The 20,715-nt window shown below is 60.3% G+C and carries 21 protein-coding genes and 1 pseudogene; 11 read left to right on the forward strand and 11 right to left on the reverse strand.

Annotated elements, in window-relative coordinates:
* Positions 1 to 18: 18 nt before the first annotated feature.
* The 9 genes and pseudogenes from G3A56_RS24515 to pcaD all read right to left on the reverse strand — a co-directional run bounded on the left by G3A56_RS24515 (position 19) and on the right by pcaD (position 7,046).
* A complete protein-coding gene (locus tag G3A56_RS24515; RefSeq protein WP_082184850.1) occupies positions 19 to 780 on the reverse strand; it encodes an amino acid ABC transporter ATP-binding protein in 762 nt (253 codons plus the stop codon).
* A 13-nt stretch (positions 781 to 793) separates the two neighbouring features.
* Positions 794 to 1,633, reverse strand: coding sequence for a transporter substrate-binding domain-containing protein (locus tag G3A56_RS24520; RefSeq protein ID WP_082184849.1), 840 nt, complete (start codon positions 1,631 to 1,633; stop codon positions 794 to 796).
* Between the two features lie 42 nt (positions 1,634 to 1,675).
* On the reverse strand, positions 1,676 to 2,326 hold the full coding sequence (locus tag G3A56_RS24525) for an amino acid ABC transporter permease (RefSeq protein WP_082184848.1): 651 nt from the start codon (positions 2,324 to 2,326) through the stop codon (positions 1,676 to 1,678).
* Between the two features lie 10 nt (positions 2,327 to 2,336).
* The gene (locus G3A56_RS24530; RefSeq protein ID WP_082184847.1) at positions 2,337 to 3,005 is read right to left on the reverse strand and encodes an amino acid ABC transporter permease; all 669 of its coding nucleotides are present in this window, start codon (positions 3,003 to 3,005) and stop codon (positions 2,337 to 2,339) included.
* Positions 3,006 to 3,371: 366 nt separating this feature from the next.
* A pseudogene (locus G3A56_RS24535) lies at positions 3,372 to 4,432 on the reverse strand (3-carboxy-cis,cis-muconate cycloisomerase).
* Positions 4,433 to 4,450: 18 nt separating this feature from the next.
* A complete protein-coding gene (gene pcaG / locus G3A56_RS24540) occupies positions 4,451 to 5,071 on the reverse strand; it encodes a protocatechuate 3,4-dioxygenase subunit alpha (RefSeq protein WP_082184845.1) in 621 nt (206 codons plus the stop codon).
* A 2-nt stretch (positions 5,072 to 5,073) separates the two neighbouring features.
* Complete coding sequence (pcaH, locus tag G3A56_RS24545; protein WP_082184844.1) at positions 5,074 to 5,814, reverse strand: protocatechuate 3,4-dioxygenase subunit beta; 741 nt, start codon at positions 5,812 to 5,814, stop codon at positions 5,074 to 5,076.
* A complete protein-coding gene (gene pcaC, locus G3A56_RS24550) occupies positions 5,811 to 6,245 on the reverse strand; it encodes a 4-carboxymuconolactone decarboxylase (protein ID WP_082184843.1) in 435 nt (144 codons plus the stop codon). Before pcaC ends, pcaH begins: the two co-directional genes overlap by 4 nt.
* 3 nt (positions 6,246 to 6,248) lie before the next feature.
* Positions 6,249 to 7,046, reverse strand: a complete 798-nt coding sequence (gene pcaD / locus G3A56_RS24555) for a 3-oxoadipate enol-lactonase (RefSeq protein WP_082184842.1) — start codon at positions 7,044 to 7,046, stop codon at positions 6,249 to 6,251.
* Between the two features lie 94 nt (positions 7,047 to 7,140).
* On the opposite strand from pcaD, the gene pcaQ reads away from it, so the two are divergent.
* Positions 7,141 to 8,076 (forward strand): pca operon transcription factor PcaQ, encoded by a 936-nt coding sequence (pcaQ, locus tag G3A56_RS24560; protein ID WP_082184841.1) that lies wholly within the window; start codon positions 7,141 to 7,143, stop codon positions 8,074 to 8,076.
* A gap of 120 nt (positions 8,077 to 8,196) precedes the next feature.
* Here pcaQ and pobA read toward each other — a convergent pair whose 3' ends face one another.
* The gene (gene pobA, locus G3A56_RS24565) at positions 8,197 to 9,369 is read right to left on the reverse strand and encodes a 4-hydroxybenzoate 3-monooxygenase (protein ID WP_082184840.1); all 1,173 of its coding nucleotides are present in this window, start codon (positions 9,367 to 9,369) and stop codon (positions 8,197 to 8,199) included.
* 117 nt (positions 9,370 to 9,486) lie between these two features.
* Between pobA and G3A56_RS24570 the strand changes: the two genes are divergently transcribed.
* A complete protein-coding gene (locus tag G3A56_RS24570) occupies positions 9,487 to 10,410 on the forward strand; it encodes a helix-turn-helix domain-containing protein (protein WP_082184839.1) in 924 nt (307 codons plus the stop codon).
* Here the strand turns inward: G3A56_RS24570 and G3A56_RS24575 are convergent.
* The gene (locus G3A56_RS24575) at positions 10,380 to 11,141 is read right to left on the reverse strand and encodes an IclR family transcriptional regulator (protein ID WP_003499242.1); all 762 of its coding nucleotides are present in this window, start codon (positions 11,139 to 11,141) and stop codon (positions 10,380 to 10,382) included. The two genes, G3A56_RS24570 and G3A56_RS24575, sit on opposite strands and share 31 nt — an antisense overlap.
* 138 nt (positions 11,142 to 11,279) lie before the next feature.
* Here G3A56_RS24575 and G3A56_RS24580 point away from each other — a divergent pair, with 138 nt between their 5' ends.
* From G3A56_RS24580 to G3A56_RS24620, 9 genes are all read left to right on the forward strand, one after another.
* Positions 11,280 to 11,987: a 3-oxoacid CoA-transferase subunit A gene (locus tag G3A56_RS24580; RefSeq protein WP_003499252.1), complete on the forward strand. Its 708-nt coding sequence runs from the start codon at positions 11,280 to 11,282 to the stop codon at positions 11,985 to 11,987.
* Entirely contained in the window at positions 11,984 to 12,679 is a 696-nt protein-coding gene (locus G3A56_RS24585; RefSeq protein ID WP_082184838.1) for a CoA transferase subunit B, read from the forward strand. Before G3A56_RS24580 ends, G3A56_RS24585 begins: the two co-directional genes overlap by 4 nt.
* A gap of 10 nt (positions 12,680 to 12,689) precedes the next feature.
* Positions 12,690 to 13,895, forward strand: a complete 1,206-nt coding sequence (pcaF, locus tag G3A56_RS24590) for a 3-oxoadipyl-CoA thiolase (protein WP_082184837.1) — start codon at positions 12,690 to 12,692, stop codon at positions 13,893 to 13,895.
* A gap of 409 nt (positions 13,896 to 14,304) precedes the next feature.
* Complete coding sequence (locus tag G3A56_RS24595) at positions 14,305 to 15,333, forward strand: LacI family DNA-binding transcriptional regulator (RefSeq protein WP_082184836.1); 1,029 nt, start codon at positions 14,305 to 14,307, stop codon at positions 15,331 to 15,333.
* A gap of 279 nt (positions 15,334 to 15,612) precedes the next feature.
* Positions 15,613 to 16,554: a sugar ABC transporter substrate-binding protein gene (locus G3A56_RS24600; RefSeq protein WP_035226187.1), complete on the forward strand. Its 942-nt coding sequence runs from the start codon at positions 15,613 to 15,615 to the stop codon at positions 16,552 to 16,554.
* A gap of 158 nt (positions 16,555 to 16,712) precedes the next feature.
* Positions 16,713 to 17,612 carry a sugar phosphate isomerase/epimerase family protein gene (locus tag G3A56_RS24605; RefSeq protein WP_082184834.1) on the forward strand — a complete coding sequence of 300 codons (900 nt, stop codon included), beginning with the start codon at positions 16,713 to 16,715 and terminating at the stop codon, positions 17,610 to 17,612.
* Positions 17,613 to 17,622: 10 nt separating this feature from the next.
* Positions 17,623 to 18,633, forward strand: coding sequence for a Gfo/Idh/MocA family protein (locus tag G3A56_RS24610; RefSeq protein WP_082184833.1), 1,011 nt, complete (start codon positions 17,623 to 17,625; stop codon positions 18,631 to 18,633).
* Positions 18,634 to 18,641: 8 nt separating this feature from the next.
* On the forward strand, positions 18,642 to 19,427 hold the full coding sequence (locus tag G3A56_RS24615) for a TIM barrel protein (RefSeq protein WP_082184832.1): 786 nt from the start codon (positions 18,642 to 18,644) through the stop codon (positions 19,425 to 19,427).
* A 219-nt stretch (positions 19,428 to 19,646) separates the two neighbouring features.
* Positions 19,647 to 20,693 carry a LacI family DNA-binding transcriptional regulator gene (locus G3A56_RS24620; RefSeq protein ID WP_175414399.1) on the forward strand — a complete coding sequence of 349 codons (1,047 nt, stop codon included), beginning with the start codon at positions 19,647 to 19,649 and terminating at the stop codon, positions 20,691 to 20,693.
* Positions 20,694 to 20,715 lie beyond the last annotated feature (22 nt).

Raw genomic sequence — 20,715 nt, forward strand, 5'->3', positions numbered from 1 at the left:
GAGGGCAGATATGGAACCTCAGTGGTGGGCGAGAATCTCGCCGAGGAAGGTGCGGGTACGCTGGTGCTTGGGGTCGCTGAAGAATTCTGCCGGCGGGCCTTCCTCGATGATCTCGCCTTCCGACATGAAGACCACGCGGTCGGCCACCTGCCGGGCAAAACCCATTTCATGGGTGACGCAGATCATCGTCATGCCATCGCGGGCAAGGCCGATCATGGTGTCGAGCACTTCCTTCACCATTTCCGGATCGAGCGCCGAAGTCGGCTCATCGAATAGCATGGCTTTCGGCTCCATGCAGAGCGCCCGGGCAATCGCCGCGCGCTGCTGCTGTCCGCCGGAAAGCTGGGCTGGATATTTATCGGCCTGATTGAGAATGCGCACGCGCTCGAGATATTTGCGCGCCGTCGCCTCCGCATCCGCTTTCGACAGGCCCTTCACGCGCATGGGCGCCAGCGTGCAGTTTTCCATGATGGTCTTGTGCGGGAAGAGATTGAAGCTCTGGAACACCATGCCCACCTCGCGGCGAACCGCATCGATGGCGCGGCTGGAATCCGAAAGCGTGGTCCCTTCAACCGTGATCTTGCCCTCCTGGATTTCCTCCAGATGGTTGATGCAGCGGATCAGGGTGGATTTTCCCGAACCGGACGGGCCGCAAAGGACGATTTTCTCACCCTTGCGGACCATCATGTCGATATTCTTTAGCGCATGAAAGGCTCCATACCACTTTCCAACCCCTTGAAGGGCGATAAGCGGAACCTCGGCAGTGGCGGATTGCGGCATGGAAACCTCCTGCTTACTTCACGGTGAACGGGATGTCAGGCAGGCTGTCCGGGAAGGCCGGAACTTCGCGCTTCATCCACTTGTCGTAGATTTTGGTCAGCTGACCGTCGGACTTGATCTTGTCGAGGAAGGCGTTGACGGTCTCGTTCCAGTCCTTTTCACCCGGACGGGTGCCGGCGCCGTTATAAAGCGTCGTCAGATCGAACTTCGGCTCGTATTTGCCCTCGGCCGCCTTGTTCAGACGGTCGCCATAAAACTGGTTGCCGCCGACAACTTCGACCTGGCCGGAGATGAGCGCCTGAATATTGGCGGCGTCATCATCAAAGCGCAGGATATTGGCCTTCGAGCCCGCACCTGCCGTGATCGACGTATCCATGGCGCTCGACTTCGGCACGCCGACGGCAACGCCGGTCAGATCGTCATAGCCGGCGATCTTCTTGTCTTTTGGTCCGTAGACGGAGAGAACGTTGCCGGCATAGGGCTTGGAGTACTGGATGGTCTTGGCGCGCTCGGCGGTCATGCCCATGGTTGCGAAAAGCAGGTCCACCTTGCCGGTCAGCAGGGCCGGAATGCGGTTTGCCACGGCAAGCGGCACGAACTCCGCCTTGACGCCGAGATAATCGGCAAAGGCCTTGCCGATATCGGCATCGAGACCGTCCTGCACGCCGCTCGAATTGACGAAGCCCCAAGGCGAATTGTCGCCCTGAATGCCGATGACGACCTTGCCCTTGGCCTTGGCCTCTTCCACCGTGCCGGCGAAAGCATCGACCGGCGCGACAAAGGGCAGGGCGACCGTTGCCGCGGCAAGCGCGAGCAGGGTGCGACGTGAGAATTTCATAGTCCTGGTTTTCATCTTTTGCTCCTCCTTACAAAGCTGATGAGATGGTAGTGACGTTTAGCGGGATGCGGCCTGCAGCCGCTTCTCGACGCCGGCGCCCCACAGGGAAAGCGGCCAGCAAATCAGGAAATACATGATGCCGACGATGGCGAAGACGGTGAGCGGGCGGAATGTCTGGTTGGAGACGATCTGGCCGGCGCGGGACAGCTCAACGAAGCCGACGATGGCCGCAAGCGAGGTGCCCTTGATGAGCTGCACCAAAAAACCGATGGTGGCGGGCAGCGAAATCTTGAAGGCCTGCGGCAGGATCACATCCTTCATGCGCGAGACATAATGCAGGCCGAGCGCATTGGCGGCTTCCGTCTGGCCCTTCGGCACGGCCTGGATGCCGCCCCGCCAGATTTCACCGAGAAAGGCGCTGGCATGCAGCGTGAATGCTATGGCAACGGCGATCCAGGCATCGACATTGAGGCCAGCCAGCGCCACGCCGTAATAAACGACGAAAAGCTGCATCAGGAGCGGTGTGCCCTGGAAGACGGCGATATAGCCGGTGCTGGCGCGCTGGATCATGGCATTATCGGCAACGCGGGCAAGCGCCACGCAAAGACCGAAGACACCACCGCCGATGAAGCCGATCACGGTCAGCGCAAGCGTCCATTTCAGGCCTTGCAGCAGGAAGAAGAGTTGGTTGGGACCGATGGTTTCCATTGTCTTTTCCTCACTTGACCGGATAGCTGAACGACGCGCGGGAGACGAGCGAGAAGATGCCCATCATCAGCGAGGAAATGACCAGATAAAGCAGCGTGATCGAGAAATAGACCTCGAACGACCGGAAAGTGTCCGCCTCGATCTTCTGGGCCACTGAGGTCAGCTCATAGGCGGCAATCGAGGTGCAGACCGAGGTGGTCAGCGTCAGCATGATGAACTGGCTGGTCAGCGACGGATAAACCGCGCGCAGCGCCGGCTTCAGAATGATATGGCGGAATATCTGCGACCGGTGCAGGCCGAGCGCGAGGCCCGCTTCCACCTGGCCCTTGGGAATGGAATCCACGCCGCCACGAATGATTTCAATGGCATAGGCGCCGCCGTTCAGAGCCAGCGCAATGATGGCGGTGACGGTGGGGTTGAGCTTGATGCCGATCTGCGGCAGCGCGAAGAAAATGAAGAATATCTGCACCAGAAACGGCGTGTTGCGGATGGCCTCGACAAAGCCGATGACCAGGCCGCGCAGCAGCTTGTACCGCGAGCGGCGGGCAACGACACCGAGAACCCCGATGACGGTTGCGAGCGACATGCCGGCAATAGCAAGGCCGATCGTCGCAAGACAGGCCAAAAGCAGCTCGGGCAGGCGGTCTATAACCGCCGAAAAATCGAGACTGTAAGACATTCTTCCTCCCAAACCCATTCGGGTCCGAACAGGCGTTTCGCCTTGTTCGCATCGCCTTGGAAACCCTTTGGCCCCAAAGCCCTCCATTTGTCTCGTCCCGCCACGGAAGCTCTTATTCTTCTTTCCTGGCAGGCTTTAACGTGAATGTTTGTACCAGTTAGTTCATTTTTGTGTCAAGCGCCGCGTTCGGTTAAAAACGGCTTCAAAGCGGTTTTTTCTTCGTTTTCTTCTTTTAAGAAAGTTGTTTTATATCAATAGCTAAAGCGAAACAGCGCAAGCAATTTCGACGCGCGGCAACGCTGCCTCGGCTCCGCCACGAAAGCGTCCGAGAGACTGTCTTCTAGTAAAAACCATCCGGCCTTCCGGCTAGTTTTCGTCAGCTCCCAGCCTGTCAATCTGTCCGGTGAGCCGTTCGGCGATCAGCAGCGAGGCTCCCGTTGCCGTCACCATTTGCGGAAGCGACAGCCATTCCAGCATCCACCCGCGCCGGACCGTTCCTGTTCGTGGATGAGGGACTGGTGCAGTGCCGAAATCTGCACGGCGTTGAAGCGCGAAAGCGTCACCAGCGTTTCCGCATTGACCGGGTTCTGCTTGTGAGGCATGGCCGATGAACCGCCGCCGCCGGAGAGGCGGATCTGCGTGCCGAGTTCGGCCATGAGCGCAATGTCCTGCCCAAACTTGCCGAGCGTTCCCGTGACGAGCGACAGCGGATTGGCAAATTCGGCGATACCGTCCCGCTGGCTGTGCCATTGCGGTCTGTCGGCAAGGCCAAGCCGCTTTGCGAGATCGGCGCGGACCGCGCCGGCGTTGTCGCCGAGTTTTTCCAGCGTGCCGGCAGCGCCGCCGAACTGGAGGGCAAAGCCATTCTGCGCAAAGGTTTCGAGCCGCAGCAGATGTCGCTCGAGCGGATTGGTCCAGTTCGCTGCCCGATCGGCAACGGTAATGTCGATGGCGGCCTGCATGCGGGTATAGCCCGTCAGCCGGTTATGGCCGTCGCGGGAAGCAAGGTCCCCGAGCGTATCGATGAGGTGGCCAAGGCGGGTAGCGATGATTTCCGCTGCCGTCTTCAGCCGCAGCATCAGGCTGGTATCGATGACATCCTGGCTGGTCGCGCCCAAATGCACCTTGTCCGCCGCCTGACCGGCGACCGCCGCCCGCATCTGCCGTATGAGTTCCGGAACCACGACGCCGTCCTTTGCGACGCCATGGCGAAGTGCGGTCATATCGGCGGCAAATTCTGAAAGCCCCGAAACAATGGCTTCCGCCACGTCATCCGCAAAGATGCCAGCCTGCGCTTCCGCCTGCGCCAAGGCCGTTTCGAAACGGACCATGGCGTCGATATCCGCTCTCGCCGAAAACAGCTCAACGATCTCGCTGTCGCCGAAAAGGCCGGAGAGAAACGGATGTTCGAAGGGGGAAAGGCTCATTTCGGGTTTCGCTTTCGCTCAGATATCGAAAAACACCGTCTCGCCTTCGCCCTGAAGACGAATATCGAAACGATAGATGTTTCCCTCTTCCTTCCTGGCAACAAGCGTGGCGATGCGGCTTTTCTGCTCGACGCGGGCAAGAACCGGGTCGGCCGCATTGGCCGTCTCTTCCTCGGGAAAATACATGCGGGTCTGCAGGCCGATATTGATGCCGCGCGCCACGATCCAGAAGGTGATGTGCGGCGCCATCGGCCGGCCATCCCGGAACGGCACCGTGCCCGGCTTGATCGTTTCGAAAATGAATTCGCCGGTGTCCATGTCGCCCGGCGAGCGGCCCCAGCCGATGAAATTCGGATCGGCCTTGCCGCGCGTTTCGCTCGGGCTGTTGTAATAACCGTCCGTATCCGCCTGCCAGATCTCGATGAGCGCATCCTTCAGCGGCATGCCAGCGCCGTCATAAACCGTGCCGCGCACGCTGATGCGCTCGCCGCGGGCCTTGTTGTTATAGAGCGCACCGGAGCCGAGATCCTTTTCGAATACGCCTTCGATGCCGACGAAATTCGGCGTGCAGCCGATATGCACATAGGGGCCCGCCGTCTGCGAGGCGGTTTCCTTGAGATAACCGAGGGACTGGACCATGATCAGTTGCCTTCCTTGCGGTTTTCAAAAAGGGTCGAGCGGCGACCGCGCAAAACGATATCGAATTTATAGGCCAGCATGTCCATGGGCAGCGTCGCATTCATGTCCAGCGGCGCAATGAGTCTCCTGATCGCATCCTCGTCCGGAATGGTTTTGACGATCGGACATTTCCAGATCAGCGGATCGCCTTCGAAATACATCTGGGTGATGAGACGCTGGGCAAAGCCATGGCCGAAGACCGAGAAATGAATATGGGCCGGGCGCCAGTCATTGACGCCGTTCGGCCAGGGGTAAGCACCCGGCTGGATGGTCTTGAACCAGTAATAACCATTCTCATCCGTGATCGTGCGGCCGACGCCGCCGAAATTTGGATCGATTGCGGCGAGGTAGCTTTCCTTCTTGTGGCGGTAGCGCCCGCCGGCATTGGCCTGCCAGAATTCCACCAACGCGCCATCCACACCGCGGCCGCGCTCGTCCAGCACCCGGCCATGCACGAGGAGGCGCGGGCCAACAGGCATTTCGCCGGGGCGGGCGTAATTGAGGATGAGATCATTATCCAGCTCGTTCAGCATGCCATGCCCGAAGACGGGGCCGGTGATCTCGCTTTTTGTGCCTTCAAGCGAAATCAGCGCACGCTGCGGCGAGCGCAGGATCGATGTCTTGTAACCCGGCGAATAGGGTAGCGGATGAATATCGCGGTCGCGTGCGAAGAACGGCCCTGTCTCGGGCGCTTGATTGCTCATTTCGTCTCCTCCCCATCGTGAGAATTATCAGGGGAACTATCGGCTTTCATGCTGGTCAGGGCAAGCTTGGCGATCTTGAAAGCGTGGTTGGCGGCGGGCACGCCGGCATAGATCGCCACATGCAGCAGCGCTTCGCGAATATCCGCCTCTGTAGCCCCGGTATTGACGGTGGCGCGCACATGCATGGCAAGCTCTTCATCCTGGCCCAGCGCGGCAAGCAGGGCGATGGTGACCATCGAACGCTCGCGCTTCGTCCAGTGGTTGCCGGACCAGACCGATCCCCACGCCGCTTCGGTGATGAGCTGCTGGAAAGGCTGGTCGAACCCGGTCGTTACCGTCTGCGCGCGATCCACATGGGCATCGCCGAGCACGGCGCGGCGGGTTTTCATGCCCTGCTCGAATCTGTCGTTCTTGTCGATATTTTCCGCCATCTGTCAGTGCTCCGGCAAGGTCTTCAGAAAAATTGAGGCCGCCTGTGTGTAGGCGAGCGGCTGTTCAAGGCAGGGGATATGGCCGCAGCTGCCGATGGTGACGAAGCGGCTGGCGGGAATGAGGTCGGCCAGCGACTGCACCAGCGCGGGCGGGGTCGAGCCGTCCTCATCACCCGCCACACACAGTGTCGGAACAGCGATGCGGCCTGCCTCTGTCGTGAAATCCGCATCACGAATAGCGGCGCAGGTGCCGCTGTAACCGGCTTCCGGCTGTTGCGACAGCATATTGCGAGCGCCACTATAGTCGGCATTGTCCGGCCGGCGGAAGGCGGGCGTGAACCAGCGCTCCATGACAGGATCGACCAGCGAGCCAAGGCCGCCAGCGGCGATCTTGTCGATGCGGGCATTCCACATCTCGGCGGTGCCGATTTTGTGGGCGGTATTGCTGAGTACCAGGGCGCGGACGAGATCGGGACGGCGGGCATAAAGCCCCTGGGCGATCAGGCCGCCGACCGACAATCCCCAGATGATCGCGCTTTTGACGCCGAGATGATCGAGAAGCGCGATCAGGTCGCCGGCATGATCGTCTATCGAATAGGGCGCGTGCCCGACATCGGAAAGCCCGTGGCCGCGCTTGTCGTGCAGGATGAAGGCATAATCATCGCCAAGCGTTTCGATCACCGCATCCCAGATGCGGAAGTCGGTGCCAAGCGAATTGATGAAGGCGATGACCGGCTTGCCGCTTTCCAATCCGTGCGCACGGTAATGGATCGCGTTTTCGCCACAGCGCAGAAAATGCATGATGTGCTCCTCCTGCCAAGGATATTGCAAGCGCGTTCCGGTTAAGTAAAATGACATTATCGATGAAAATCATAACCCATGGATTATATGAGCGATGGTCGATCAACGTATAAAGTTCCGGCACCTGCAAACCTTCGTGGAGGTGGCGCGCCAGAAAAGCGTCATCCGCGCCTCGGAAATCCTGCATGTCAGCCAGCCGGCGGTGACGAAGACGATCCGTGAGCTGGAAGATATTCTCGGTGTCTCGCTGTTCGACCGCGAAGGACGCGGCATCCGCATCAGCCGTTATGGCGAGGTGTTCCTGCGCCATGCGGGCGCGACGATGACGGCGCTGCGGCAGGCGGTCGATTCGGTTTCGCAGGAGGCGGCGCGCGCCGGTCCTCCCGTCAGGGTCGGCGCCCTGCCCACGGTTTCTGTGCGGATCATGCCGAAGGCGATGGCGGGTTTTCTCGCGGAAAAGACCGGCAGCCCGGTCAAGATCGTCACCGGTGAAAACGCCGTGCTTCTGGAGCAGTTACGTGTCGGCGATCTGGACCTCGTTGTCGGACGTCTGGCCGCGCCGCAGAAAATGACGGGCTTTTCCTTCGAGCACCTTTATTCCGAAAAAGTGCGTTTCGTGGTGCGCGCGGGCCATCGACTGCTCGCTCAAGGCGTTTCGATTTTCGACCGGCTTCACGAGTTTCCCGTGCTGATGCCGACACGGCAATCCGTCATCGGCCCCATCGTTGAGCAGTTCCTGATCGCCAATGGCGTGCCGGCCCTGCCGATCCGCATCGAGACGGTATCGGATGCTTTCGGCCGGGCGTATCTGCGCACCAGCGATGCCGTCTGGATCATTTCGGAAGGTGTGATCGCGGCCGATGTGGCTGATGGCATTCTGGCGATCCTGCCGGTTGATACCGGTGATACCAGCGGCCCGGTCGGTCTGACGGTCAGGGCCGATACCCAGCCGTCATTGCCGCTGTCGCTGCTGATGCAGGCCATCCGCGAGACCGCGAGTGAGTTGCTGGATGGGAGGGCTGAAGGGTGAATACACTCTCGACGTCATCCTCGGCCTTGTGCCGAGGATCTAATCACGTTGAGTAAAATCAAAACGTTGCAGATCCTCGGGTCAGGCCCGAGGATGACGTCGACGCAAATGGCGTGGCTCCTAATAAGGAAGTCCGACATAGTTTTCCGCAAGTGCTGTGGAAGCGGCACGGGAGTGGACGAGATAATCCAGTTCCGCTTCCTGAATGCGCTGGCCGAAGTCGCCGGTATCTGGGAAACGATGCATCATCGTCGTCATCCACCAGGAAAAACGGACGGCCTTCCACACACGGGAGAGCGCCTTCTGCGAATAGGAATCGATGCCCGCCTCTGACCCTTCGCCGTAAAATTCGATCAGCGCTTCGCTCAGATAATGCACGTCGCTGGCGGCGAGGTTGAGGCCCTTTGCGCCTGTCGGCGGCACGATGTGGGCGGCATCGCCTGCCAGAAACAGCCGCCCGAAACGCATTGGTTCGCAGACAAAGGACCGCAGCGGCGCGATGGATTTTTCAAACGAGGGTCCCGTTACCAGGGCATCGGCATGGTTTTCCGGCAGGCGGCGGCGGATTTCATCCCAGAACCGGTCGTCGCTCCAGTCCTCCGGCCGGTCTTCCAGCGAACATTGCAGGTAATAACGGCTGCGGGTGTGCGAGCGCATGGAACAGAGTGCAAAACCGCGCGGATGGTTGGCATAGATGAGTTCGTGGCTGACGGGCGGCACTTCCGCCAGAATGCCGAGCCAGCCGAAAGGATAGACCTTCTCGAATTCCTTGATCGCGCCCTCAGGCACCGATTTGCGGCTGACGCCGTGGAAACCATCGCAGCCGGCAATAAAATCACAATCGATCCGGTGGGTTACGCCGTCTTTCTCATAGGTGACATAGGGGCTGGCGCCATCGAAATCATGCGGCTCGACATTCGCTGCCTCATAGATCGTCGAGAGCCCCGCCTTTTCGCGCACATCCATCAGGTCATGCGTCACCTCGGTCTGGCCATAGACCATCACGCGTTTGCCGCCGGTCAGGTCGAAGAGGTCGACACGGTGATCGCGCCCGTCGAAGGTCAGCGAAAAACCATCATGCGGCAGGCCCTCTTTGCGCAGGCGTTTGTCAGCGCCAGCCTTTTCCAGAAGGTGCACTGTTCCTTCTTCCAGCACACCGGCGCGGACGCGGCCGAGGATATAATCCTTGCCGGCGCGGTCGAGAATGACGGTGTCGATGCCTTCTTTGGCAAGCAGCTGGCCGAGAAGCAGGCCTGAGGGGCCGGAGCCGATGATGACGACTTTTGTGCGCATTGTTTCCTCCCGGAATTGTCTCCTGTCAGGAAATTGACCAAGGCGGCTCACAAGCTCAATGGACTTTCTGATCCGTAAATTGCACAATTCGACCACGATGCTGGGAGGCGAGTTCATATGCGGGTTGTGGCCAGTGAAGGGCTATATGGCGAAGAAGCGTTACAAGGCACTGATTTTCGCTTTCATTGCGAGACGCTTTTTTCGAGAAGCAGCCTACATCGCTTCGAAATCGGTCTTCATCGCCATTCGGCGTTTCTGCAAATCTTGTACATTTGGGGCGGCGAGGGCGATGCGCTGCTGGACGGCCGCATCGAGGCCATCCGCCCGCCGGTGGCGATTGTCGTGCCGCCGGATTTCGAACACGGCTTTCGGTTTTCGCGTGATATTGGCGGGGTGATCGTCACGGTGCTGCCCGGTGCCCTTCCCGCATCCGTGCAGGCGCTGCTGCTCAGGAATTTCCAGCAGCCGGTCCTGTTGCCATTGCAGGGCTTCACGGATGGCGATCGGCTGCGCAGCGGCTTCGAACATATTTCCGGGGAATATGAGGCTCGCGAAATCGGCCGCGACGCCATGATCGAAGGTCAGCTGGCCTCCGTCGTCACGCTTCTGGCGCGGGTGATGCGGCCCCTGATGGCAAGTTCTGGTGAAGGGCTTGCGGAACGTCGCTTCGAATTATTGCTGTCGTTGATCGCTAGGCATATTCGCGAGCCGCGCAAGGCGGAATTTTATGCGCAGAAGCTCGGCCTTTCCGAGACGCATCTCAACCGCCTCGTCCGTTCCGTTTGTGGCCTCAGCCTGCAACGGCTCGTCGCCAGGCGCCAGATCGAGATCGCCCAGCAGGAGCTGATCTTTACGGTCTCCACCGTGCAGATGATCGCGGAAGGTCTCGGTTTCGCCGATCCCGCTTATTTCAATCGCTTTTTCAAGCGGGAAACCGGCATGACGCCACGCGCCTGGCGGCTTGCGGAGCAGCGGAAAATGGGGGATTCCGGCATGCGGCAGATGCTGCCTCAGACAAGCATTCTTCCCAGCTCCCGCTGAACGGCGAGAAGTGCTGGCAGATAACGTTCCACCAGATCGTCCATCGAGGTGACGGAGGCGGCAAGCCCGACATTGAGCGCTGCGACCGTCTGCCCGCGCACGGTTTTTACCGGCACGGCGATGGAACGGAGGCCAACCTCCACCTCCTGATCGATCAGGGCATAACCGCGATTGCCGGTCGCCTCGATTTCGGCAAGCAACGCATCCATGCCAATGATCGTCTTTTCCGTGCGCGCCACCAGCTTTGAGCTTTCAAGAATTTCCCGCTGCCGCTCCGGTGTTTGAACCGAGAGGAGAACGCGGCCCATCGACGTGCAATAGGCGGGCAGGCGCGAACCGGGCATCAGCGCGATGGACATGACCCGCTGCTGGGCGGCGCGCGCCACATAGACGATTTCAGTTTCATCCAGAATGGAGACGGAGGTGCTCTGGCCGATCTCTTCCGACAGACGATCCAGCAGCGGCTGGACGATGCGCGGCAGCGGCATGGTGGCGAGGCAGCCGGTGCCGAGCCGCAGAACCTTGGGTGTCACGGTGAAGAACTTGCCGTCATAGGCGGCGTAACCCAGTTCCGAAAGTGTCAGCAGGCAGCGCCTCGTGGTGGCGCGGTCAAGCCCTGCGATATCAGCCGCATCGGAAATGGAGAGGCGCGGACGCTCGGCGCTGAACGCCTCGATCACCTTCAATCCCTTGGCGAGACCGCCCATCATGTCTCTTTCATTGACGGCCATGTCTCGGCTCCGTTTGTGCGATATACGAACAAAAATCATATAGCGCACAAAATCCTTGCCGTCGAGCCGGTTTCGGATTTACCTCTGGGGCCACGCAGCCTTGGCGGTCCCATCCGTTCGGCTGGATGGAGGATTGATATGGACAAGACAATCAACAGCGCGACTGATGCCATTTCAGGCATCGGCGATGGCGCGACGGTGATGATCGGCGGTTTTGGCGGCTCCGGCGCACCCATCGAGCTGATCCACGCGCTGATCGACAAGGGCCCGAAGAACCTGACGGTGATCAACAACAATGCGGGTAATGGCCGCATCGGCATCGCCGCGATGATCGACGCGGGCATGGTCAAAAAGATGGTCTGCTCGTTCCCGCGTTCCTCCGATCCGCGCGCTTTCACCGACAGATATCTGGCTGGCGAGATTGAGCTGGAACTTGTGCCGCAGGGCACGCTCGCCGAGCGCATCCGTGCGGGCGGGGCTGGCATTCCGGCGTTCTATACCCCAACCGCCTTCGGCACCGAGCTTGCCAATGGAAAGCCCATCGCCGAATTCGACGGCCGCTCTTACGTGCAGGAACGCTGGCTGAAGGCGGATTTTGCCATTGTGAAGGCCGAGCTTGGCGATACCTATGGTAACCTCACCTACAACAAGGCGGGCCGCAATTTTAACCCGCTGATGTGCATGGCCGCGAAAACCACCATCGCCCAGGTTTCGAAGATCGTCGCTGCCGGTGAGATCGACCCCGAGCATGTCGTCACCCCTGGCATCTTCGTCAACGGCGTCGTGGAAATCCCCGATCCGCAGCAGGAAGAAGTTCTCATTCGCGCGGGAGTAGCCTACGCATGACCCAGACCATCGACACCCGCGAAGACATCAAGCTTTCCAACGCCCAGATCGCCTGGCGCGCGGCGCAGGACATTGAGGACGGCGCTTATGTCAATCTTGGCATCGGCTTTCCCGAAATGGTGGCGCGGTACCAGCCGCCCGGCCGTCAGGCCATTTTCCACACCGAAAACGGCATCCTGAATTTCGGTGAGGCGCCGCCGGAAGGCGAGGAAGACTGGAACCTCATCAATGCCGGCAAGAAGGCCGTGACGCTGAAGCCGGGTGCCTCCTTCTTCCATCATGCCGACAGCTTCGCCATGGTGCGCGGCGGGCATCTGGATGTGGCGATCCTTGGGGCTTATCAGGTGGCGCAGAACGGCGATCTCGCCAATTGGCGCGTCGGCTCCAAGGGCGTGCCGGCCGTCGGCGGCGCCATGGATCTGGTGCATGGCGCAAAGCAGGTTTTCGTCATCACCGAACATGTGACGAAGAACGGCGAGCCGAAGCTCGTTGAAAAATGCGCCTTTCCGCTGACCGGCGTCGGCTGCATCACCCGCATCTATACCAGCCATGCGGTGATCGATGTGGTGGATGGCCGCTTTGTGCTGCGCGAAAAACTGGCGGCGATGAGCTTCGATGAATTGCAGGCCATGACCGGCGCGCCTCTCCATATCGATGGCGAAGTCGCCGATCTTGTCGCCCCGGAACTGTGAGGAAAAACCGATGACCGATGCATTCATCTGCGACTATATCCGCACGCCGATTGGCCGTTTTGGCGGCGCGCTTTCCTCCGTGCGGGCCGATGACCTCGGCGCGATGCCGCTGAAGGCGCTTGTCGAGCGCAACCCCTCCGTCGATTGGGAAGCGGTCGAGGATGTGATCTTCGGCTGCGCCAATCAGGCGGGCGAGGACAACCGCAATGTCGCGCGCATGTCTCTGCTGCTGGCCGGCCTGCCGGTTTCTGTCACCGGAACCACCATCAACCGGCTATGTGGCTCGGGCATGGATGCCGTCATTGCCGCTGCCCGCGCCATCAAATCGGGCGAGGCGGAGCTGATGATTGCCGGCGGCGTCGAAAGCATGAGCCGCGCACCCTTCGTCCTGCCGAAGGCGGAAAGCGCCTTTTCGCGCAATGCCGAAATCTACGACACCACTATCGGCTGGCGTTTCGTCAACCCGCTGATGAAGGCGCAATATGGCGTCGATTCGATGCCGGAGACCGGCGATAACGTCGCCGTTGACTATCAGGTCTCCCGAGAGGATCAGGACGCCTTTGCCGTTCGCAGCCAGAATAAGGCCGCTGAAGCGCAGGCCAATGGTCGCCTCGACAGGGAAATCGTCCCCGTGACGATCCCGCAGCGCAAGGGCGATCCGCTGGTGGTGTCGACAGACGAACATCCGCGCGCCACCAGCCTCGAATCGCTCGCTAAGCTCAAGCCGGTGAACAAGCGCGATGGCGCGACCGTGACGGCGGGCAATGCATCCGGCGTCAACGACGGGGCGGCTGCTCTCATCATCGCTTCGGCTGAAGCCGCGAAGAAATACGGCCTGACGCCGATTGCCCGCATTCTCGGCGGGGCAACTGCCGGCGTTCCGCCGCGCGTGATGGGCATCGGCCCGGCTCCAGCCTCGGCCAAGCTCCTGGCGCGGCTTGGTCTGAAACAGGAACAGCTTGACGTGATCGAGCTGAACGAAGCTTTCGCCAGCCAGGGTCTCGCAACGCTTCGCCAACTAGGCATTGCCGATGACGATGCGCGGGTGAATGCGAACGGCGGCGCGATTGCACTCGGCCATCCGCTCGGCATGTCCGGTGCCCGCATTGCCGGCACCGCAGCGCTGGAGCTTTCGCTGACCGGCAAGCGTTATGCGCTTTCCACCATGTGCATCGGCGTCGGGCAGGGCATCGCCGTGGCGCTGGAGCGGGTCTGATAGGTCGGCGGCATTCGGCCATCGTGACAACGGTTCGAATGCCGCTGCCGCCACGTCTTCACCTATGTCGGCAGGTGCTCAAGAACTCCACGCAGGACTTTCTCGCATTGGGTCCATCCCAACTCCCTCATTCCTGTGCTTGTCACAGGAATCCAGCCGACGCGCGTCTGCGCGGCGAGAGGGGCCTTTTCAGCCCAAGGACTTGGGCTGGCTGGATCTCTGTGACAGGCACAGAGATGAGGGAAGCAACGGCATTCTAAAAAAGGCCGATCTCGTAAATGCTGCGCCCGCCTGACATTCACGTCCAGAGTCTTCTCTGACGAAATCCTCCGACATGCGTTGGATTCCATCATCATTCGTGACATGTTTTGCGAGATATGACAGGAATCTCTCCGTCTACGGGGCACCCATGAAACGTCCGACCATCACAGATGTTGCGACAACCGCCGGCGTCAGCGTCGCAACCGTTGACCGTGTGCTGAACGGTCGCCTGCCGGTGCGGGAGGAAACCTCGCGGCGGGTGTTTGAGGCGGCGGAAAAGATCGGCTTTCATGCCACCAACATCATCCGCCAGCGCATGCTGGCCGATCTGCCGTCCTACAATCTCGGCATCATTCTGCGGAAAGAGCGGCACTCCTTTTACCAGACATTTGCCGATGAGCTTGAGCTTGCGGCGCGCAACGTCAGGGATCGACACCTCAACCTGCGCATTGAATTCGCGCAGTCTGGCGAGCCGAGCGAGCTTGCCGCGCTTCTCACCGGCATGAAAGGCCGCGTCCATGCGGTTGCCGCCACCGGGCCTGATCATCATGATGTCACGGCCGCCGTTGAGGCTTTGAAGGCGAAGGGTATTCCCACCTTTTCGCTGCTTTCCGACTTCGCGCAGGGTGTTCGGGAAGCCTATCTCGGTGCGAACAACATGAAAGTCGGGCGCACGGCGGCCTGGATGATCTCGCGGCTGGCGCGCAGCAAAGGCAAGGTGCTTCTGCTGCTTGGCGGCCACCGTTTTCACGGCCATTCGCTGCGGGAAACCGGTTTTCGCAGCTATATGCGGGAATATGCGCCGGAGTTCGAGGTCATGGACGCACTGATCACGCTGGAAACACGGCGGCTTACCTATGAGCTGGTCATGGACACCATCGCCAAACACAGCGATCTCATCGGCATCTATTGTGTCGGCGGCGGCATGGAAGGCGTGATCGAGGCCCTGCAGCAGGAAAACCGCCAGGAAACCATCGTCTGCCTTGTCAACGAGTTGACGCCGGAATCCCGGCAGGCCTTGCTGGAACGGCGCATTACCGGCGTGTTCCAGACACCGCTTCGCGAATTATGCGCTGATCTCGTCGCCACCATGGTGCACACCATTGAGCACGGAATGGCGGAAACGCCGGGGCAAAGATTTGTACCCGCTCATCTGTGGGTTCCTGAGAGTCTTTGATGGTTTGATAGATTCCATCATAAATTCCGCGTCTCTTTCTATCAGCCATGATGTTTTAGACCGTGGAAGACGCGTTGACGCCAGCCACGGACTAGGACCATGTTGCCCGTATGTGGAGCGGGCAGGAGGCTGATCCACGGCAATAACGATGTTTCAGGTTTGCTGCCCGCCGCAGATATCCATCTTCGGCGACGGGCTTTCTTTTGCCGGCGATCGGCTGCGGCGCGATGCGCGCTGACCGTGCGGCCGGTGTTCTCAAGTGTTTCGGAGGAGGACGATATGAAAAGACATTTTGCGATTGCAGCACTGGCCACCATGCTGGCAACCACGGCGTCGGCCCAGACCATCGGCGTTTCGATGGCCCTGTTCGACGACAATTTCCTGACCGTGCTGCGCAACGGCATGATCGACTATTCAAAGGGTATGAACGGCGTCTCGCTGCAGATCGAGGACGCGCAGAACGATGTCGGCAAGCAATTGAGCCAGGTGCAGAACTTCGTCGCCGCCGGCGTCGACGCCATCATCGTCAATCCCGTGGATACGGATGCGACCGTGGCGCTTTCGCAGGCGGCCGCCAAGGCCGGCATTCCGCTGGTCTACGTCAATCGCCAGCCGGTCAATCTCGACAGTCTGCCGGACAAGCAGGCCTTTGTCGCATCCGATGAAAAACAGTCCGGAACATTGCAGACGCAGGAAGTCTGCCGGCTTTTGAAGGAAGCGGGCAAGACGGAAGCCAAGGCCGTGGTGATGATGGGCGAACTTTCCAACCAGGCGGCCCGCATGCGCACGCAGGATATCAAGGATGTCGTCGCCACGCCGGATTGCAGCTTCATCAAGCTTGTCGAGGAGCAATCCGCCAACTGGTCGCGCACGCAGGGCTCTGACCTGATGACCAACTGGCTTTCGGCCGGCGTCGAGTTCGATGCTGTGATTTCCAACAATGACGAGATGGCGATCGGCGCGATCCAGTCGCTGAAGGCGGCCGGCAGGCCGATGGATGGCGTCATCATTGCGGGTATCGACGCGACGCAGGATGCGCTTGCCGCCATGGCAGCGGGTGAGCTGGATGTCAGCGTGTTCCAGAATGCCGCCGGGCAGGGCAAGGGCGCGGTGGATGCGGCCCTTAAACTCGCCAAAGGCGAGACGATCGACAAGAAGGTTTTCGTGCCCTTTGAGCTGGTTACGCCAGCCAATCTCAAAAACTATCAGGCGAAGAACTGAGCCCGACTTATGACCGGCATGCCTTCCGCATGCCCGGCTTGAATCAAGGCCGACCATGAAAAACCGGCCAAAGGCCGCGGTCTCTTCTCCCGGACCGCGGCCTTGCACGAACTGCCTGCAACGACATCCCAACAGAGATCGACGACAAGGAAGCGTATATGCGCATCGCCCTCGACCCTTTCATGCACCGCCATCTCAGCCTCGAAGCCCTTCCGGCCAAAGTGAAGGAACTCGGCTACGACTGGATCGAACTCAGCCCACGCGCGGATTTCCTCGAATGGTTCAAGGCGCCGCGCGTCTTTCCCGAGCGGATCAGGTCTTTCAAGAAGGCGCTGAAAGATGCTGATGTCGGTATCGCCTCGCTGCTGCCGATGTATCGCTGGGCCTCCAATGACGAGACCGAGCGGCAGGCGGCGGTGAAACACTGGAAACGTGCCATCGAGATCGCCGTCGAACTGGAGGTCGATACGATGAACTCCGAATTCGGCCGCGGACCGCATCCCGACAAGGGGTCATGTTATTGCTGCCATACGGGCTCGATGATCGAGGCCTGCGAAGATGCCTGGTGGCGCTCGATGGAAGAACTGGTGCCGATCTTCGAGCGCGAAAACATCAACCTGCATGTCGAGCCGCACCCGGAAGACTGGTGCGAGACGCTGCAGCCGGCGCTGGACATCATCCGCACCGTCAATTCTAAGAACGTCAAATTCCTCTATTGCGCGCCGCATACCTTCTATTTCGGCGACGACACCCGGGCGATGCTGAGGGAAGCCAAGGATGTGCTCGCGCATGTGCATGTGGGCGACACCTTTAACCACAAGGCCAGTTCCGGGCTGCGCTATATCCTCAATCCGCCCGGCACGCAGGCGCGGGTGCACCAGCATCTCAATATCGGCCAGGGCGAAGTGCCATGGGACGACTTCTTCGGCACGCTCGCCGAAATCGGTTTCGAAGGCATCGTGACCTCCTGCGTTTTCGCCTGGGAGGACAGGGCTGATGAATCGGGCAGGTTCATGTGCGCTGAAATCAACAATTACATCGAAAAATACCGCAAGTGAGGTTTTGAAAATGACTGTCAGAATTGGTGTCGTCGGCACCGGCGCAATCGGGCGTGATCATGCCCGCCGTATCAACAAGGTTCTGGGCGGCGCGAAGGTCGTTGCGCTGAGCGACGTCAACCGCGCCTCGGCAGAAGCGGTGCGCAATGACATCGCCCCGGATGCGGAAATCTTCGCCACCGGCGAGGAGCTGATCGCGTCACCCGATGTGGATGCGGTGCTCGTCACCTCCTGGGGTGCGACGCATGAGCAATATGTGCTGGCGGCAATCGCCGCCGGCAAACCGTGCTTTTGCGAAAAGCCGCTGGCAACAACGGCGGAGGGGGCAAAACGCATTGTCGACACCGAGGTGGCGCATGGCAGGCGGCTGGTTCAGGTGGGCTTCATGCGCCGCTACGATGCCGGTTACGTGGCGTTGAAACAGGCCGTCGATAGCAGGATCGGCGCGCCGATCATGGTGCACGCCGCTCATCGTAATCCAACCGTTCCGGAGCAATATGTCACCCCGATGGCGATCCATGACACGATGATCCATGAGATCGACGTGTTGCGCTGGCTGCTTGACGATGACTATGTTTCGGCGCGTGTTCTCTTTCCCCGTTCGGCTGCCAGAAGCCATGCGCGGCTGAAGGACCCGCAGATCGTCATTCTGGAGACGGCGAAGGGCACGATCATCGACGTCGAAATCTTCGTCAATTGCCATTATGGCTATGATATCCAGTGCCAGGTGGTTGGCGAGGACGGCATTGCCAGCCTGCCGGAGCCGATGTCGGTGCAGACACGCCTCGGCGCGAAGCTGCAGAACGACATCCTCACCGACTGGAAAGACCGCTTCATCGCCAGCTACGACGTCGAATTGCAGGACTTCATCCACGCGGCGGCGAAGGGCACGGCATCGGGCCCCAACGCCTGGGACGGCTACGTGGCCGCCATCACCTCCGACGCCTGCGTGGCTGCGCAGGAGACCGACGGGGCAGCCGTCGAAATCAAGCTTCCCACCCGTCCCGCCCTTTATCAGTGAGGTCTTTCATGCGTTTTGCCATCAACCACATTACCGCGCCGAAACTCTCCCTCGAGGAGTTCTTCGCGACAGCCAGTGAGCTCGGCCTGACCGAAGTCGAAATCCGCAACGACCTGCCTGATATCGTCGGTACGGTTGAGCCGGCGGCCGTAAAGGCGGCGGCCGAAAAGGCGGGCGTCACGATCATCTCGATCAATGCGCTTTATCCCTTCAACGTCTGGTCGGGCGACCTGCCTGCGCGGGCCGCTACCATGGCCGATTATGCGGCGGCAAGCGGTGCGAAAGCGCTGGTCATGTGCCCGCTTAACGACGGCACGGCAGTCTCATTCGATGATCTCGTGGCCGCGCTGAAGGCCATGAAGCCGATCCTTGAGGAACGCGGGCTGACCGGCCTTGTCGAACCGCTCGGCTTCCCGGTCTCGTCGCTGCGCACCAAGGCGGAGGCCATCAAGGCCATCGACGCAGCTGATGGTGGCGATGTCTACAAGCTGGTGCACGACACCTTCCACCATCATCTTGCGGGAGAAACGGAGTTCTTCCCGGAACGCACGGGCCTCGTTCACATTTCAGGCGTGGTTGATCCGACCGTCTCCGTCGCCGACATGCTGGACGCCCATCGTGTTCTGGTCGATGGTGGCGACCGGTTGGAGAATATCGCGCAGATAAGGGCGCTTGAAGCGGCGGGATATGATGGCCCTTATAGCTTTGAGCCTTTCGCCGCGGAAGTTCACGAGCTGGAAGACCCGGTGGCTGCCGTCAAGGATAGCATCGGCCATATCTCCCAGGCGTTATGACCGCCTTGCCGTTCGCGGTGAACCGCGGGCGGCGCTGCCACTTAAAGACAAACGGTCGGCAAAAAACACAGAGAAATCAATTCCGCTTTTACGGATGATGCTGTAGTCTTCCAGCGATAAAACAGAGCATCAATCAGGCTCGGGTATTCTTGAAATCAACTGCTTTGCGCCGGTTTCTTGCCCGCCCCATCGTTAGAAGAGTGGTTGAATTTCCCTTATATGAAAATAGACAGGAAAACGACGCTTAAGGATGTGGCGCGGGAGGCGAATGTTTCGCTGAGCACGGCTTCGCACGCCATCAACGGCACGGCAACCTTGACCACGCAGGTTCGCGAGCGGGTGCTGGAGGCGGCGCGTGCGCTTGGTTATCTTGAAAGCCGCCGGCAGAAGGCGACCATCGCCACCTTGCGCGTCGTGCTTCTCGCCATGACCAATGACGCTGCGCCGCAAAGCGATCTCAACATGGTCAGCTGGACGATGCTGAACGGCTTCCGGCGTGAATGCGAGCGGCGTGGCATTCGCATCGTTCCCTATGTCAGCACGACGAGCAGGCTTGATCCTGTCGCGGTGGCTGGGGCGGCGGATGCCGACAATGTTGATGGTATCGTGGTCCTGAACGATGACAGGCCGCAACTGGTGCAGGCGCTTTCGGCGCTTGGCAGACCGGTGGTGCTGATCAATGGCGAGGACCCGGCCATGATCGTCGATACGGTGACGGCGGAAAACCGTTTTGGCGCCCGTCTCGGCATCGAGCACCTGCTTTCCCTCGGTCATCGCAATATTCTGCACATCACCTGGAAGGGCCGCACGACGATCCGCCGCCGTTACGATGGCTATAGTGACGCGTTTCTGGCGGCTGGATTTCCGGTGCCCGCCGACATGGTGGTCGAGGTGGAAAGCTATGAGCCGGAATGGGGCGAAGCCGCCATTCGTCGTTTGCTGACCGAGGAGCGTCCGCTCAGAAACGCCACGGCGATTTTCTGCGCTGCCGACAATCTGGCGCTTGGCTGCCTGAAAGCCCTGACGGAAGCCGGAATCCGGGTGCCGGACGATGTTTCGGTCTTGGGGTTTGACGATATCATGCCGGCGGCTTTCAGTGCGCCGCCGCTCAGCACCATCCAGTTGCCCGCCGACAGGCTGGGCGGCGCGGCGCTTGCGCTGCTGGAGCAGCGGCTTGTCGCGGCCGATCCGACGCGTCCGGCGCACCGGCTGGAGCTCGGTTGTCGCCTGGTGTTAAGGGGCAGCATCGCGCCACCGCCGAAGTAGGATCATAGGCCGTCTCTGCGGG

It is taken from the genome of Rhizobium oryzihabitans (genome assembly GCF_010669145.1).
GTDB lineage: Bacteria > Pseudomonadota > Alphaproteobacteria > Rhizobiales > Rhizobiaceae > Agrobacterium > Agrobacterium oryzihabitans.